This window comes from Antribacter sp. NEAU-D49 (assembly GCF_057158775.1).
In genome coordinates this window covers 114,629-128,572 of the sequence record NZ_JBXTSN010000002.1, presented here as the reverse complement: position 1 = coordinate 128,572, position 13,944 = coordinate 114,629, and the positions used below count along the sequence as shown (strand labels likewise).

At 73.5% G+C, this 13,944-nt stretch carries 12 protein-coding genes; 4 read left to right on the top strand and 8 right to left on the bottom strand.

Annotation, left to right across the window (positions count from 1 at the left end; genetic code table 11):
• Position 1: 1 nt before the first annotated feature.
• The gene (locus tag AC060K_RS02310; protein ID WP_483763834.1) at positions 2 to 1,438 is read right to left on the bottom strand and encodes a DUF2079 domain-containing protein; all 1,437 of its coding nucleotides are present in this window, start codon (positions 1,436 to 1,438) and stop codon (positions 2 to 4) included.
• Positions 1,439 to 1,519: 81 nt separating this feature from the next.
• Positions 1,520 to 3,415 carry a hypothetical protein gene (locus AC060K_RS02305; RefSeq protein ID WP_483763833.1) on the bottom strand — a complete coding sequence of 632 codons (1,896 nt, stop codon included), beginning with the start codon at positions 3,413 to 3,415 and terminating at the stop codon, positions 1,520 to 1,522.
• 87 nt (positions 3,416 to 3,502) lie between these two features.
• Here AC060K_RS02305 and AC060K_RS02300 point away from each other — a divergent pair, with 87 nt between their 5' ends.
• Positions 3,503 to 4,660: an Mrp/NBP35 family ATP-binding protein gene (locus AC060K_RS02300; protein ID WP_483763832.1), complete on the top strand. Its 1,158-nt coding sequence runs from the start codon at positions 3,503 to 3,505 to the stop codon at positions 4,658 to 4,660.
• A 13-nt stretch (positions 4,661 to 4,673) separates the two neighbouring features.
• On the opposite strand, the gene AC060K_RS02295 is transcribed toward AC060K_RS02300, so the two are convergent.
• Complete coding sequence (locus tag AC060K_RS02295; RefSeq protein WP_483763831.1) at positions 4,674 to 5,489, bottom strand: ABC transporter permease; 816 nt, start codon at positions 5,487 to 5,489, stop codon at positions 4,674 to 4,676.
• Positions 5,486 to 6,385 carry an ABC transporter ATP-binding protein gene (locus AC060K_RS02290; RefSeq protein ID WP_483763830.1) on the bottom strand — a complete coding sequence of 300 codons (900 nt, stop codon included), beginning with the start codon at positions 6,383 to 6,385 and terminating at the stop codon, positions 5,486 to 5,488. Before AC060K_RS02290 ends, AC060K_RS02295 begins: the two co-directional genes overlap by 4 nt.
• A 130-nt stretch (positions 6,386 to 6,515) precedes the next feature.
• Between AC060K_RS02290 and AC060K_RS02285 the strand changes: the two genes are divergently transcribed.
• From AC060K_RS02285 to AC060K_RS02275, 3 genes are all read left to right on the top strand, one after another.
• Positions 6,516 to 7,727, top strand: coding sequence for a sensor histidine kinase (locus tag AC060K_RS02285; protein ID WP_483763829.1), 1,212 nt, complete (start codon positions 6,516 to 6,518; stop codon positions 7,725 to 7,727).
• On the top strand, positions 7,724 to 8,434 hold the full coding sequence (locus AC060K_RS02280) for a response regulator (RefSeq protein WP_483763828.1): 711 nt from the start codon (positions 7,724 to 7,726) through the stop codon (positions 8,432 to 8,434). The genes AC060K_RS02285 and AC060K_RS02280 overlap by 4 nt, the downstream gene beginning before the upstream one ends.
• Before the next feature lie 71 nt (positions 8,435 to 8,505).
• Positions 8,506 to 9,543: an NAD-dependent epimerase/dehydratase family protein gene (locus AC060K_RS02275; protein ID WP_483763827.1), complete on the top strand. Its 1,038-nt coding sequence runs from the start codon at positions 8,506 to 8,508 to the stop codon at positions 9,541 to 9,543.
• Here the strand turns inward: AC060K_RS02275 and AC060K_RS02270 are convergent.
• From AC060K_RS02270 to AC060K_RS02255, 4 genes are all read right to left on the bottom strand, one after another.
• Complete coding sequence (locus tag AC060K_RS02270) at positions 9,503 to 10,525, bottom strand: LacI family DNA-binding transcriptional regulator (RefSeq protein WP_483763826.1); 1,023 nt, start codon at positions 10,523 to 10,525, stop codon at positions 9,503 to 9,505. The genes AC060K_RS02275 and AC060K_RS02270 overlap by 41 nt on opposite strands.
• Before the next feature lie 31 nt (positions 10,526 to 10,556).
• On the bottom strand, positions 10,557 to 11,402 hold the full coding sequence (locus tag AC060K_RS02265) for a carbohydrate ABC transporter permease (RefSeq protein ID WP_483763825.1): 846 nt from the start codon (positions 11,400 to 11,402) through the stop codon (positions 10,557 to 10,559).
• Entirely contained in the window at positions 11,399 to 12,376 is a 978-nt protein-coding gene (locus AC060K_RS02260) for a carbohydrate ABC transporter permease (RefSeq protein ID WP_483763824.1), read from the bottom strand. Before AC060K_RS02260 ends, AC060K_RS02265 begins: the two co-directional genes overlap by 4 nt.
• 86 nt (positions 12,377 to 12,462) lie before the next feature.
• Entirely contained in the window at positions 12,463 to 13,776 is a 1,314-nt protein-coding gene (locus tag AC060K_RS02255; RefSeq protein WP_483763823.1) for an ABC transporter substrate-binding protein, read from the bottom strand.
• Between the last annotated feature and the right edge of the window lie 168 nt (positions 13,777 to 13,944).

The following is a 13,944-nucleotide window of genomic DNA, read 5'->3' as shown; positions in this document are numbered from 1 at the left end:
CTCAGGAGCCGGTGCGCCGGGCCACGCTGTACCCGTCCCGGACGAGGACCAGCTCGTACTCGGCCTCCGGGTGCAGCACCCGGGCCACGCCCAGGGCGTCGCCCCACTCCGTGGGGGTCCCGCCGCCGTCGCCGATGACGACGTAGTCGGGCGTCGGGTTGTCGTGCCCCAGCCAGTACACCGGCCCCGCCCCGACGAGGTAGTTCATCAGCGCGACGTCCGACACCACGACGGCGTCGTCCGGGACGATCGCCAGGACCTCCTCGACGGCGGCCGCCCGCGGGCTGGTGACGTACGCCTCCGGCGTCGTCAGGACGCGCAGCGGAGCCTGGCCGACGGCGAGGAACGCGGCGGCGGCCGCCCCCGCCGCCCACGGGGCGAGGTCGGCCCACGCGCGCAGCCCGCGGTCCGACGACGCCGCGGCGCGCGTCAGGCCGTCGACGGCCGCGAGGAACGCGATCGGCATGAGCACCGCGTTGTAGTGCCACGGCAGCCCCCAGTAGACCTCGTTGTCGGAGAGGAAGCGCCAGCCGAGCGTCGGGAGCAGCACGAGGGCCAGGGGCGAGCGCAGGACGAACCCGGCGGTCACCGCCACGAGCAGCAGCACCGTGAGCGCCTTGTCGGGGTGGAGGAGCACCGTGTGGTCGGCGATCGTCGTGGTGCTGTCGAGCTGCTCGCCGTAGGCCCACGCACCCTCCTGGTTGAGCGAGGGCAGCACCAGGAACACGGCGATCGCGAACCAGGCGCAGCCCCACGCGACCAGCGCCAAGCCGGGGCGCCACCGGCGCAGCAGCACGAGCACCACCCCGATCGCGACGACGGTGAGGCCCAGGTCCTCCTTGACGAGGACGAGCGGCGCGGCCCAGCCCGCGGCCCACCACGCGCGGCGCTCGACGACGGCGGCGAGGCTCGCGGCCAGCAGCGGGACCGCCAGCGCGACCTCGTGGAACTGCGCCTCCACCGCGTACTGCAGCCCCCAGCTCAGGCCGAACGCCAGTCCCACCACGACGCCGGCGACCGGGCCCACGTGCCGCCGCGCGCTCCACGTGACGATGCCGGCCGCCACCGCGAAGCAGACGTTCTGCACGACGAGGAGCGTGAACGGGTGCGGGAAGACCGCGTACACCGGCCCGAGGACCGCCAGCAGCGGGTGGAAGTGGTCACCGAGGAGGTTGTAGCCCTCCCCCTTGATCGGGACGATCGGGGCGGACAGCGCGGCGTAGCGCTCCACCACCTGCGTGAAGATCCCGAGGTCCCAGGACTTGATGGTGAGCGAGTTCCACTGCCACACGGAGTACAGGCAGTAGGCGGTCAGGACGACGGCGCCCACGACGGCCGGCCACAGCAGAGGCCACAGCAGAGGGCGCAGCCGGCGGCGCGACGGGGTGCGGCCCACGGCGTCCGAGACGTCGGGTGCGGACTCCTCGACGCTCGTCATCTCACCCCCGCAGTCTGCCCGTTCTGCGGTGAACGTGACGGTTCAGGAGGCTAACCCGGTCGTGTGTGCGACACAAGACCGTCAGGGCTCCACGTCGTCGTGCAGCACGACGCGCGACAGCTCGTAGCCCGCGCCCGGCACCTTCCAGTAGTGCAGCCTGCGCGCGGACGGGGTATTCACCTGCAGCGACACCCGCCAGCACACCGCACCGTCCGACTCCCGCACCCGCGTCGGGTCGTCGCCGCCCGATCCCGTGCGGAGGCGGTGCACCTGGAGCCCGTTCATCTCGTGGGCCAGCCCGGTCAGCACCATCACGACGGTCCAGAGCAGCCGTTCGCGGCTCACCCCCGCCACACCGTCCACCGACGCCAGGAACCGCGGCCCCAGCGTGTACGGCGCCAGAGGCCGGGTCGCCTTCTCCGCGGCCCGGACCATGTGGGCCCACGCGTCACGGACCTCGAACCGGAACTGCTCCTCGGGGTCGAGGAACAGCCGCTCGTCACCGTCGTCGACCCCGCCGAGCTCGCCGAGCCTCCGCCGGAGCGCGGCGGCCTGGGTGCGCGCCTTGCGCAGCTCGGTCTTCTGCTGGTCCACGTGCAGCTCGCGGCGCGCGAGCCGGTCCTGCAGCTCCGCGACGTACGCCCGCAGGCCGTCCAGCTCGACCTCCCCCTGGCGGTGCGCCCGGCGCAGGCCGGCCAGCTCCCGCTCCAGGGCTGCCGACCGCGACCGCTCCGCGTCGAGGGCCAGGCTCAGGTCGCGCGCCGCCTTGCCCGTCGCGTGGGGGTGGCCGGCCGCGTGCGGGGACATGGGCGGCGCGGGCGCTGCGGAGGCTCCGGCCAGCATCGCCGCCACGTCGCCAGGTGTGGGCCGCCGGTGCCCGACGCCGGCGCCCGCCTCGGGCACGACCGTCACCACCGGCGGGGCCGGCAGGGCAACCGGACCCGACCGGACCGCGACCACGGGCACCGGCCCGCTCACCACCGCCACCGTGCGCTGCACCAGCCACGGCGGACCGCCGTCGAGCAGGGACAGGGCGCGCACCGGCGAGGCGCCCTCGTCGACGTCGTCCAGCCGGAGCGCCACCCCGTCGAGCGGCGCCGGCGCGACCCGTCCGAGCACCACCTCGCCCACGGAGAAGAGGTCGCCCAGCAGGTCGAGGTCGTTTCCCGTGACCTCCGCGCGGTGCACGCGCACCGCCACGGCGGGTGCCAGGGCGATCGTGACCGCGGCGTCGTCGACCGACTCGACCCGTCCCAGCACGACCTGGCCCACGCGGTAGGCGCGCTTGACCGCCCGCCGCTGCGTGGCGGCGTCGGGCAGCATGGCGCGGACGTCCAGCAGCTTGCGCGCCTGGTCGAGCGTGCCGGCCACCGACATGCCGGGCGCGAGCAGGCGGTCAAGCGGCACACCCGGGAGAGTGAGCTCCTCGGAGATCCCGGCCTGGCCGCCGTCGTCCAGCGCGACGATGGCGCGCGAGCCGAGCACGCCCAGGACGGTGCCCCGGGCCTCGCGGGCGCCGGGCGCCGCGGTGCCCGCCGAGCCGGCGAGGCCCGCACGGACGGCGCTCGTGAGCGCGTCCCGGACGAGCCGTTCGTGGACCCGGGCGCCGTCAGCCGCGGAGTAGGCGAAGTGGAGCTGCGAGCGGGACGGGGTACGGACCCAGTCGAGGTCAGTCCCGTAGACCCGGGAGGCGCCGCCGTAGACCTGCGTGTGGTCGGGCATGTGCCGGGAGAACTCCCATGACACGTCGCCTGTGGGGATGACGACCACCTCGGCCAGGCCGCCCACCTCGTCCAGGACGCGGCGCGGGTCCACCCACGGCACGTCCCGCCCTGCGGGGGTCGAGATCACGACGACGGGCCAGGTCCGGTCCGTGCGCTGCAGGGCGGCCGCGAGGTCGCGCGCCTCCTCCTCGGAGCGCACCCGCCGGAGCGTGTCGGGCGCGCCGAGGGCCTGGTCGGTGCCGCGTACGCCCATGTCACCCCTCCCTCCGGGGTCTGGCAGCCTACCGAGAGAAACGGCGTCTCATGACGACGCCGCACGGGACCCTCCTAGGATCGGCACATGACGTCCCACGCAGAACCCGCCGCTGCTCCCGCCGCCTCCCTCGAGGCACGGGTGCGCGCCGCCCTCGCGGGCGTGATCGATCCGGAGATCCGGCGGCCCATCACGGACCTCGGCATGGTCCGCTCCGTGGCGGTGTCCGACGACGGCGCGGTCACCGTCGGCGTCGACCTCACCGTCGCCGGGTGCCCCATGAAGGCCACCCTGGTCCAGGACGTCACGGCGGCCACCGAGGCCGTGCCCGGGGTCGCGCGGGCGACGGTCGACCTCGGCGTGATGTCGACGGAGCAGCGCGCCTCGCTGCGCTCGAAGCTCCGGGGTGGCACGGGCGACCCCGTGATCCCGTTCTCGCAGCCGGGCTCGCTGACCAAGGTGTACGCCGTCGCGTCGGGCAAGGGCGGCGTGGGCAAGTCCTCCGTGACAGCCAACCTGGCGGTGGCGCTGGCCGCCGAGGGGTTGTCGGTCGGAGTCATCGACGCCGACATCTACGGCTTCTCGATCCCCCGGATGCTCGGCGTGACGCGCGCGCCCACCCGGGTGGACTCGATGCTGCTGCCCCCGATCGCCCACGGGGTGAAGGTGGTGTCGATCGGCATGTTCGTACCCGAGGGCCAGCCGGTGGTATGGCGCGGGCCCATGCTGCACCGGGCGCTGGAGCAGTTCCTGGCCGACGTGTTCTGGGGCGACCTCGACGTGCTCCTGCTCGACCTGCCGCCCGGGACCGGCGACATCGCCATCTCCGTGGCGCAGCTGCTGCCGTCGTCCGAGATCGTCGTGGTCACCACGCCGCAGGCCGCTGCTGCCGAGGTGGCCGAGCGGGCCGGGTCGGTCGCGACGCAGACGTCGCAGGGCGTCGTAGGCGTCGTGGAGAACATGTCGTGGCTCGAGCAGCCCGACGGGACACGCCTCCACGTCTTCGGCGAGGGCGGTGGCGAGCGGGTGTCCACCCGGCTGACGCAGCTCCTCGGGTCCGAGGTTCCGCTGCTGGGCCAGGTGCCCCTCGACGTGGCCGTCCGCGAGGCCGGCGACGCCGGGACGCCCGTGGTGCTCTCCGACCCGGCGTCGGCCGGCGCCGTCGTGCTGCGCGACGTGGCGCGGGGCCTGGCCCGTAGGCAGCGGGGCCTGGCCGGGCGTCAGCTGGGGCTGAGCCCGGCCTGAGCCGCGCCCCCGGTCACGACGACCGGACCTCCGACCGGGCCACGCGGACCAGGCCGCCCACGAGCGGCGCCACGACCCAGATCGCGGTCGCCGTCGCGAGCCGGGCCCAGTCCTCGCCCGCCAGGCCGCCCATCAGGAGCGGTTCGGCCGCCGCGGTGAAGTCGATCCACGGGAGCACGTCCCGGATCGACGTGACGAACGCCCCGACGATGCTGAGCACCGTGGGCAGCACGAAGTAGGCGACGATCGCCGCCGGCGTGTTGAGCAGCAGCGCACCGAACGCCACGCCCTGAGCCATGCTCAGGAGCAGCAGGAGCGCCGCACCGCCGAGGATCTCCCCGTCGATGCTCCAGCTCCCGTCCGCACCCCGGAACGCCATGACACCGAGCTGCGCCAGCGCGGCGAGCGCGACGGCCAGGCCGAAGAAGACGACGCCCGACGCGAGCGCGCTGAGCAGCTTCGCGAGGCCCACCCGGGTGCGCCGCGGCTCGAGCGTGAAGGTCACGAGCGCTGTGCGCTGGGACCACTCCGACGTGGCGGCAAGGATTCCCACCACCGGGAGCAGGATCGACATGGGCGTCATCGTCGCGATGAGGAACTCCGCGAAGGTCCGGTTGCCGTCTCCCACCGAGGCCATGATCGCGAGGACACCGGCGGTGAGGACCGCGATGACGATCAGGAGCCACCGGCCCGCCCGGGTGTCGAGCTGTTTGCGCCACTCGACGAGCACCAGCCGCGCGAAGGGGATGCCCGCGATCGAGGGGTCGGGCAGAGGGGCGTCCGGACGGACCGCGTCCGGCCGGGCGGTGGGGACGGTCGGGGCGGTCATGCCGCCACCTCCTCGCGTGCGTCGGGAGCGGTCAGCTCGAGGAACATGTCCTCGAGGCCGCGGGAGTCTGCGGCGCGGAGCTCGACGAGCACCACGCCTGCACCGGCGGCGATCCGGCCGACGGCCTGCGGTTCGGCCACCACCGACAGCCCGCCCGTGGCGAGCGGCTCGGCGTCGACCCCGGCGGCACGGAGGGCCGCCGCGAGAGCCGTCTCGTCCTCGGCGCGGACCACGGTGCCGGCCCCGCGGAGGAGCGACTCCTTGGTGCCCTGGGCCACGATGCGGCCGCGGCCGATCACGATCAGCTCGTCGGCCACCTTCTCGATCTCGTGGAGCAGGTGCGACGAGAGCAGGACCGTCCCGCCCCGCTGGGCGAAGTCCTGCAGGAGGTCGCGCATCCAGCGGATGCCGGCCGGGTCGAGGCCGTTGGCGGGCTCGTCCAGGATCAGCACCTGCGGGTCCCCCAGCAGGGCCCCGGCGATGCCGAGGCGCTGGCGCATGCCGAGCGAGTAGGCGCCGACCCGGCGGTGCGACTCCTTCTCGGTCAGGCCCACGAGGTCGAGCAGCTCGGCGACGCGTCCGCGGCTGACGCCCATCGTCAGGGCGCCGAGCTCGAGCACCTCCCGGCCGGTGCGGCCGGAGTGCTGCGCGGACGCGTCGAGGAGGACCCCCACGTGGCGCCCGGGGTTGGGAAGCTGGGCGAACGGCCTGCCGAGGACGTGCGCGGTGCCCGACGTCGCGGGGGTCAGCCCGCACAGCATCCGCATGGTGGTCGACTTGCCGGCGCCGTTGGGGCCGAGGAAGCCGGTCACGAGGCCGGGCCGCACCTCGAACGACACGTCGTCCACGGCGGTGAACGCCCCGTATCTCCTGGTCAGTCTCTCTGCGGTGATCATGGCCCCACCTTCGCGCGGCGCGGCCGGCGGGGGCATCGGCCCCGGGGCTGCCGCGCCTCCGACTTTGGGATGACCCGCCGTGACCGTCCGGCCGATGCGCGGCCCGGCGTCAGCCGCCTAGGCTCGCGTCATGCCCAGCCTGCCACCCGTCCACGCCTCCCGGGCGGCGCACGTCTGGGGCGAGACCTGGCGGGTGCTCGTGGCGGCCGTGGTGGGGTCCCTCTTTGTGATCGCGGCCTTCTGGCAGGTCGAGACCGGGCAGCGCTCGATGCGGAGTGCGGGCATCCTCGTGCTCGACCTGCTGCTCGGGATCGTGGCGCTCTGCCTCCTGCCGCTCCGGCGCCGCGCCCCGCGCACGATCGCCCTCGTGCTCACGTTCCTCACGGCGTTCTCGTCGACGGCGGTGGCCGCCGCCGCGATCGCCTACATCTCGATGTCCACCCGTCGCAGGTGGCCGGAGATCGTCGGCGTGGGGATCGCCATCGTCGGCGCCCAGGCCGCCTGGAGCTGGTTCTACCCGTACCCGCCGGACAGCCCGGACTGGCTGGTCGACTTCGTCGGCGTGGTGGTGTTCGCGGCCCTGCTGGCCTGGATCGGCGCCTACATCGGCCTGCGCCGCGAGCACATCCGCTCGCTCCGGGACCGCGCCGAGACGGCGGAGCGGGAGCAGGCGAGCCGGGTCGCGCAGGCCCGCTCCACCGAGCGCGCACGGATCGCCCGCGAGATGCACGACGTCCTGGCGCACCGGATGTCCCTCGTCGCGATGCACGCGGGCGCCCTGGCGTACCGCACGGACCTCCCGCTGGAGCGCGTCGCCGAGACGGCGACGGTGATCCAGGAGAGCGCCCACGCGGCGCTCGACGAGCTGCGGGACGTGCTGGGCGTGCTGCGCGACCTCGACGGTGTGCCACCGGTGACCGACGACGGCCACGCGCAGCCCGAGCCGCCGCAGCCCACCCTGGCCGACCTCGACGACCTGCTCCAGGAGGCCCGGGCGGCAGGCACGACGGTGCGCGCGCAGAACAGCGTGGACCAGCTCGACCGGCTGCCGGCCGCGGTGTCCCGGAACGCGTACCGCATCCTCCAGGAGGCGCTGACGAACGCCCGCAAGCACGCGCCCTGGACGCCGGTGACGATCTCCCTCGACGGCGCGCCCGGAGACGGGCTGACCCTCACGGTGCGGAACCCCCTGCCCGCTCACACGCCGGCCGCTCCGCCCCCGTCGTCGGGCCTCGGGCTCGTGGGCCTCGCCGAGCGCGCCCTGCTGAGCGGCGGCCGGCTCACCCACGGACGGCTGGACAGTAAGTTCGTCCTGGAGGCGTGGCTACCGTGGACCACGTGACGGACACCGTGCCGCTCCCCGCGGGCAGCGAACCCGCAGGCCCTTGGCCCGCGCGCCCCGTGACCGTGGCCCTGGTGGACGACGACGCGCTCGTCCGGGCCGGCCTCGGGCTGATCCTGGGCGGGTCCGCGACGCTGGAGGTCGTGGGCGAGGCGGCCGACGGCGCGGCCGGCGTCGACCTCGTGGCGCGCACCCGGCCCGACGTCGTGCTCATGGACATCCGCATGCCTCGGATGGACGGGCTCGAGGCGACCCGGCGGATCGTGGCGAGCGGGACGTCGTCGCGCGTCATCGTCCTGACCACCTTCGACACGGACGACCTGGTGCTCGACGCGCTGCGCGTCGGTGCGGCGGGCTTCCTGCTCAAGGACACCCCGCCGCCACGCCTGGTCTCCGCGGTGCACGCGGCGGCGGCCGGGGAGCCCACCCTGTCGCCCAGCGTCACCGCGCAGCTCATCGCGCGGGTGTCCCGGCCCGACGACGGACCGCGGCAGAACGTCGCCCGCGACCGGTTCGACGGCCTCACGGAGCGAGAGCGGGAGGTGGCCGTCGCGGTGGCGCGCGGCCTCTCGAACGCCGAGATCGCCCAGGAGCTCTACATGGGCGTGCCGACAGTGAAGACCCACGTGTCCCGGATCCTTGCCAAGCTCGGCGCCGAGAACCGTGTCCAGGTGGCGATCACCGTCCACGAAGCAGGCCTGGTCTGAGCGGGGCAGGCGCACTTACGCCCGTGGCAGATCGGCTGGCTTCCGCCGCCCGGACCGGGTGAGGTGGTTCCATGCGGATCCTGGTGCTGGGTGGGACGGTCTTCCTCTCGCGCGCCGTCGCCGTGGAGGCGGTGGCGCGCGGCCACGACGTGACGTGCACGTCGCGGGGGGTGAGCGGCTCGCCGCCGCAGGGCACCCGGTTCGTGCGCTGGGACCGCGCGGACCCGGTCCCGGCCGAGCTCGCGGGGTCCACGAACCCGGCGGGGACCGCCGGCGCCTTCGACGCGGTCGTCGACGTGTCGGGGACGCCGTCCCAGGTCGGCAGGGCCGTGGCGGCGTTCCCCGGCGCGCACTGGACGTTCGTCTCGACGCGCAACGTCTACGCGGACACGTCCACGCCCGGCGGCACGGCCACCACCTCGGCGCTCGTGGATCCCGTCGCGACGGACGAGGACCCGCTCTCGAGCCCCGCCGTCTACGGCGCCATGAAGGTGGCGTGCGAGAACCTCGTCCGGGAGGGCGCGGACGCCGCGCTCGTGATCCGGCCGGGGCTGATCGTCGGCCCGGGCGACCCGAGCGGCCGCTTCGCCTACTGGCCCGCGCACCTCGCCGCCGCCTCGGCAGACGGTCGTCCGGTCCTGGTCCCGGAGGACGAGCCCGTGCAGTTCGTGGACGTGCGCGACCTCGCCCGCTGGGTCGTCGACGGCGCGGAACGGCGCCTCGTCGGCGACTTCGACGCCGTGTGCCCGCCGGTCCTCCGCTCGGAGGTCCTGGCCGCGGTGTCCGACGCCGTCCCGGGCTCGCCCGAGCTCGTCGTCGCGCCGACCGCGTTCCTCCAGGACCAGGACGTGAAGCCGTGGAGCGGGCCACGGTCGCTCCCGCTGTGGATCGGTGACCCCGCCTGGGACGGCTTCATGCGGCGCGATGTGACTGCCTCGCTCGAGGCCGGCCTCACCGTGCGGCCGATCGCCGACACCGCACGGGACACGCTGGAGTGGCTGCGCGCCACGCCCGACGCCACGGTGACCGGCCTGACGCGGGCCGAGGAGCTCGGCCTGCTGGACGTCCTCAGGTCGAGTACCGCTCCACCAGCGACGTCGGCAGGGTGATCGCCGCGGGCTCCTGACCCTCGACGACCTCGAGCAGCAGCCGCACCATCTCGGCGCTGATGCGCTCGAAGGGCTGGCGCATCGTCGTCAGCGCGGGGTGGAGGGCGGCCGCGACCCCGGAATCGTCGAACCCGCCCACGGCCACGTCGTCGGGCACGCTGCGGCCCGCGGCCTGGAGCGCCACGAGGGCTCCCGCGGCCATGAGGTCGGAGGCGACGAAGACGGCGTCGAGGTCAGGGCGGCGTCCCAGCAGCTCGGTCATGGCGAGCCGGCCGCTCTCGCGCGAGTAGTCGCCGTGCGTGACCAGCTCGGGGTCGTACAGGTCCCCGAGCGCCTCGCGGTACCCCTCGAGCCGCAGGGTGCCGCCCGGGGTGTCGAGCGGCCCGGTGATCGTCGCGACCCGCGAGCGCCCCCGGGACAGCAGGTGGGAGGTCATGGTGCGAGCCCCGGCGCGGTCGTCGGCGGCGACGTACCCCACGCGTCCCTCGTACCCGAGGGGGACGCCGCAGGACACCACGGGGACGCGGTGCTCCAGCAGCTCGGCCACCATCGGGTTGCCCCGGTGGGAGCTGATGAGGAGCACGCCGTCGACGTGGCCGGCCGCGACGTAGCGCGAGATCCGGCGTCGCTCCTCGGGCGTGCCCGCGACCATGAGCAGCAGCGGCATCTCCCGCTTGGCCAGCGCCTCGGCGGCGCCGCGGAGCAGCACGGAGAAGTTGGGGTCCTCGAACAGCAGGTGCTGCGGCTCGGTGAGCAGGAACGCCACGGAGTTGGACCGGGAGGTGACGAGCGACCGGGCGTGCTGGTTTGCCACGTAGCCCGTGGTGCGGATGGCCTCCTCGACGGCGGCGAGCGCGTCGGGCGACACCCAGTGGCCGCCGTTGATGACGCGCGACACCGTGCCGCGCGACACGCCGGCGGCCGCGGCGACGTCCCTGATCGTGGGACGCCGCCGTCGGACTGACCCGCTGTTCTCCTCCACAGGTCGTGAGTCTAGGGACCGGCGCGCCACGTCACGCCTTCACGGCGCCGGCGGCGAGGTCGACCTGCCAGAACCGCTGCAGCAGGAGGAACAGCGCGATCAGCGGGACCACGGACAGCAGGGCCCCCGTGACCACGAGCGTGTACATCGCCGGCTGGGACGCGCCCTGGTTGAGCAGGCCCGACAGGCCCACCGTGAGGGGGAACAGCTTGTCGTCGCCGAGCATGATGTAGGGCAGCATGAAGTTGTTCCAGATGGCGACGAACTGGAACAGGAACACGGTGACGAGCCCCGGCAGCATCATCGGCACGGCGACCTGGGCGAACGTGCGGAGCTCGCCGGCGCCGTCGGTCCGGGCGGCCTCGACCACCTCGTCCGGCACGGCGGCCGCGGCGTAGATGCGGGCCAGGTAGATGCCGTACGGGCTGATGATGCTCGGCAGGAGCACCGCCCAGTACGTGTTGGTGAGCTCCACCTGCGCGAGCAGCAGGTACTGCGGGATGGCGAGCACCACGCCGGGCACCAGGACGCCGGCGAGCAGCACGTTGAAGACCACGTCCTTGCCGGCGAACCGGTACTTGGCGAGGGCGTAGCCGGCCATGGCCGAGACCACCGCGGACAGGGCCGCGCCCACCCCGGCGTAGAGGGCCGTGTTGGCCATCCAGCGCCAGAACAGCCCGTCACGGTAGGCGACCAGCTCGGCGATGTTGTCGAACAGGTGGGTGGACGGCAGGAACGTCAGGGTGGAGAACAGCTCGCCGGCGCTCTTCGTGGAGGCGAGCACCACCCAGGCGACCGGGAGCAGGCAGTACAGGGCACCGAGGATCAGGATCGCGGTGGCGGGGACGCTGGGCCGGGTCGCGGAACGGACGCTCATCGGTTGTCCTCCTGACCGAAGGCCCGCGACTGGACCAGCCGGAGGAACCCGAACGAGAGGAGGAACGTGGCCAGCGCGATGATCACCGAGGTGGCCGACGCGGAGTACAGGTCGCCACGCGTGAACGCGTCGCGGTAGACCTTCATGAGGGGCGTCCAGGTGGTCGAGATGGTGTTGGAGAGCGGCCGCAGCGTCATGGGCTCGGCGAACACCTGCAGGGTGGCGATCATCGAGAAGACGAACGTCATGATGATCGAGGGCATCACGATGGGGATCTTGATGCGCCACGCGATGCCGACCTGGGTGGCGCCGTCGAGCTCCGCGGCCTCGTAGAGCTCGCTGGGGATGGCCTTCAGCGAGGTGTAGATGACCACCATGTTGAAGCCGACGCCGCCCCAGACGGCGATGTTCGCGACGGCGAACATGACCAGCCGGCTCGAGAAGAGCGAGGGCACGTCCCAGCCGAGCTGCTCGAAGATCCAGTAGAAGGGGCTCACCCCCGGCAGGTACAGGAAGCCCCAGAGCAGCGACGAGATCACGGCCGGCACGGCGTACGGGAGGAAGATCGCCACGCGGGAGAAGTTCCGGGCACGGGCCCGGCGCGAGTCGAGCAGCAGGGCGAAGAGCAGGGCGGAGCCCAGCATCACCGGCACCACGATGAGGCCGTACAGGCCCACGCGCCCGACGCTCCCCAGGAACTCCGGGTCGGCCAGGGCGTTCACGTAGTTGGTGAGGCCGTTCCAGACCTCCACGCGCGACCCGGGTCCCAGGCCGAGGCCGCTCACCTTCTCGGTGCGGAAGCTGAGGTACAGCGCGTAGAGGATCGGCGCCGCCAGGAAGGCGACGAACAGCACGATCGCGGGCGCCAGGAACGCCCACGGCGCTCCGGCCCGCCGGGACGTCACGCTCCGGCGGCTGGCACGGCGCGTGGGCGTGCCGCCCAGGGCGCCACGCAGGGTCGTTTCGGTAGTCACGCAGGCTCCTTCTGCCCGACGCCGGCCGCTCGCCCCGGCCTGGCCCGTCACCTTCTCGACGGGTCCGGCCGGGGCGGCGGGCGGGGTCACTCGTTGACGCTGAACCCGGAGTTCTTCAGGTCGGCAACGGTCGCGGCCTGGACGGCCTCGACGGCGGCGACGAAGGCGTCCTGGGTGCGGGCCTCGGTGGCCTTGGCGAACTCGTCGTTGTAGGCCGAGTAGGCCACGTTGATGTTGGGACCGTAGGTGAACGGGTTGGAGGTCGCCGCGGTCTGCGCGGCCAGCTCGTAGAAGTCGGGCTGGTTCGCGAAGAACTCCGGCGGGTCGGCCAGCGCGGCCGTGGAGGCGGGGATGTCGGCCGGGTAGATGCCGGACTCGTCGACCAGCGCCTGGACGGCGACCGGGTCGGTGTTGAGCCACGCGACGAACTCGGCGGCCTGGGCGGCGTGCTCGGACTGGCTGGTCACCGCGGTGGCGGAGCCGCCCCAGTTGCCGGTGGCCGGGGCCGAGGCGTCCCACTGCGGCATGGGCGCCATCTTCCACTTCCCTGCGGTGTCGGCGGCGTTGCCCGCGAGGACGCCGGGCGCCCAGATCGCGGAGAGCCAGCCCACCTGCGAGCCGTCGTTGAGCGCGGCGTTCCACTCGGGGGTGTACATCGGCTTGTTGTCGATCACGCCCTCCTCGACGAGACCGCCCCAGTACTCGGCGACCTGGCGCACCTCGGGGCTGTCGATCGCGACGGTCCAGGACTCGCCCTCGATGCCGTACCAGGAGGCACCCGCCTGCTGCGTGAGGCCGGTGAACCAGCCGGCGTCGTTGGCGGAGAACGTGCCGAGGTACCGGCTCGGGTCGGACGCGTGGACGGCGCGGGCCACCTCGGCGTACTCCTCCCACGTGGTGGGCACGGCGAGGCCGAGCTCCGCGAAGACGTCCTCGCGGTAGTAGAACTGCATGGGCCCGGAGTCCTGCGGCACGGCGTAGACCGCGTCGGAGCCGAGCGTGACGGCGTTCCACACGCCGTCGGGGAAGTGGCCGGCCAGGTCGCCGGAGATCTCGCCCGAGATGTCGGCGAGCGCACCGGCCGAGACGAGCTGCGGGATCTTCTGGTACTCGGCCTGCATGAGGTCGGGCGCACCGGAGCCCGCCTCGATGGCCGTGAGCAGCTTGGTGACGGCCGGGTCGCCGCCGTCCTGCTTGTTGACCGTCACCTGGATGTCCGGGTTCTCGGCGTTCCAGAGGTCCACGACCTTCTCGATGCCGGGCGTCCAGGTCCAGAAGGTGAGCTCGACCGGCCCGTCCGCCGCGTCGTCCCCACCCGTGCCTCCGCCGGAGCAGGCGGTCGCGAGCAGAGCGGTCGTGGCGACGACTGCCGCGACCTTGGTGCCTGAGGTCAGGCGCATGAGTCCTCCTCGTCAAGGACCGTCGCGTTGCCGCCGAGGCCGTCCGCCTGGGCGAGTCACGACAGTGTGAGTCTGTGCACGGTCACAGTACCGACGATGTACGGCCTCATGTCAACCGTGTCCACGCGCTTGCCAGGTCACGGTTTCGTCGTGTTATCTGTTCGTTGC

Bases quoted from the DNA above. Each gene is read 5' to 3' on its own strand.
- AC060K_RS02310 (WP_483763834.1), bottom strand. From the start codon at position 1,438: ATGACGAGCGTCGAGGAGTCCGCACCCGACGTCTCGGACGCCGTGGGC.
- AC060K_RS02305 (WP_483763833.1), bottom strand. From the start codon at position 3,415: ATGGGCGTACGCGGCACCGACCAGGCCCTCGGCGCGCCCGACACGCTC.
- AC060K_RS02300 (WP_483763832.1), top strand. From the start codon at position 3,503: ATGACGTCCCACGCAGAACCCGCCGCTGCTCCCGCCGCCTCCCTCGAG.
- AC060K_RS02295 (WP_483763831.1), bottom strand. From the start codon at position 5,489: ATGACCGCCCCGACCGTCCCCACCGCCCGGCCGGACGCGGTCCGTCCG.
- AC060K_RS02290 (WP_483763830.1), bottom strand. From the start codon at position 6,385: ATGATCACCGCAGAGAGACTGACCAGGAGATACGGGGCGTTCACCGCC.
- AC060K_RS02285 (WP_483763829.1), top strand. From the start codon at position 6,516: ATGCCCAGCCTGCCACCCGTCCACGCCTCCCGGGCGGCGCACGTCTGG.
- AC060K_RS02275 (WP_483763827.1), top strand. From the start codon at position 8,506: ATGCGGATCCTGGTGCTGGGTGGGACGGTCTTCCTCTCGCGCGCCGTC.
- AC060K_RS02265 (WP_483763825.1), bottom strand. From the start codon at position 11,402: ATGAGCGTCCGTTCCGCGACCCGGCCCAGCGTCCCCGCCACCGCGATC.
- AC060K_RS02255 (WP_483763823.1), bottom strand. From the start codon at position 13,776: ATGCGCCTGACCTCAGGCACCAAGGTCGCGGCAGTCGTCGCCACGACC.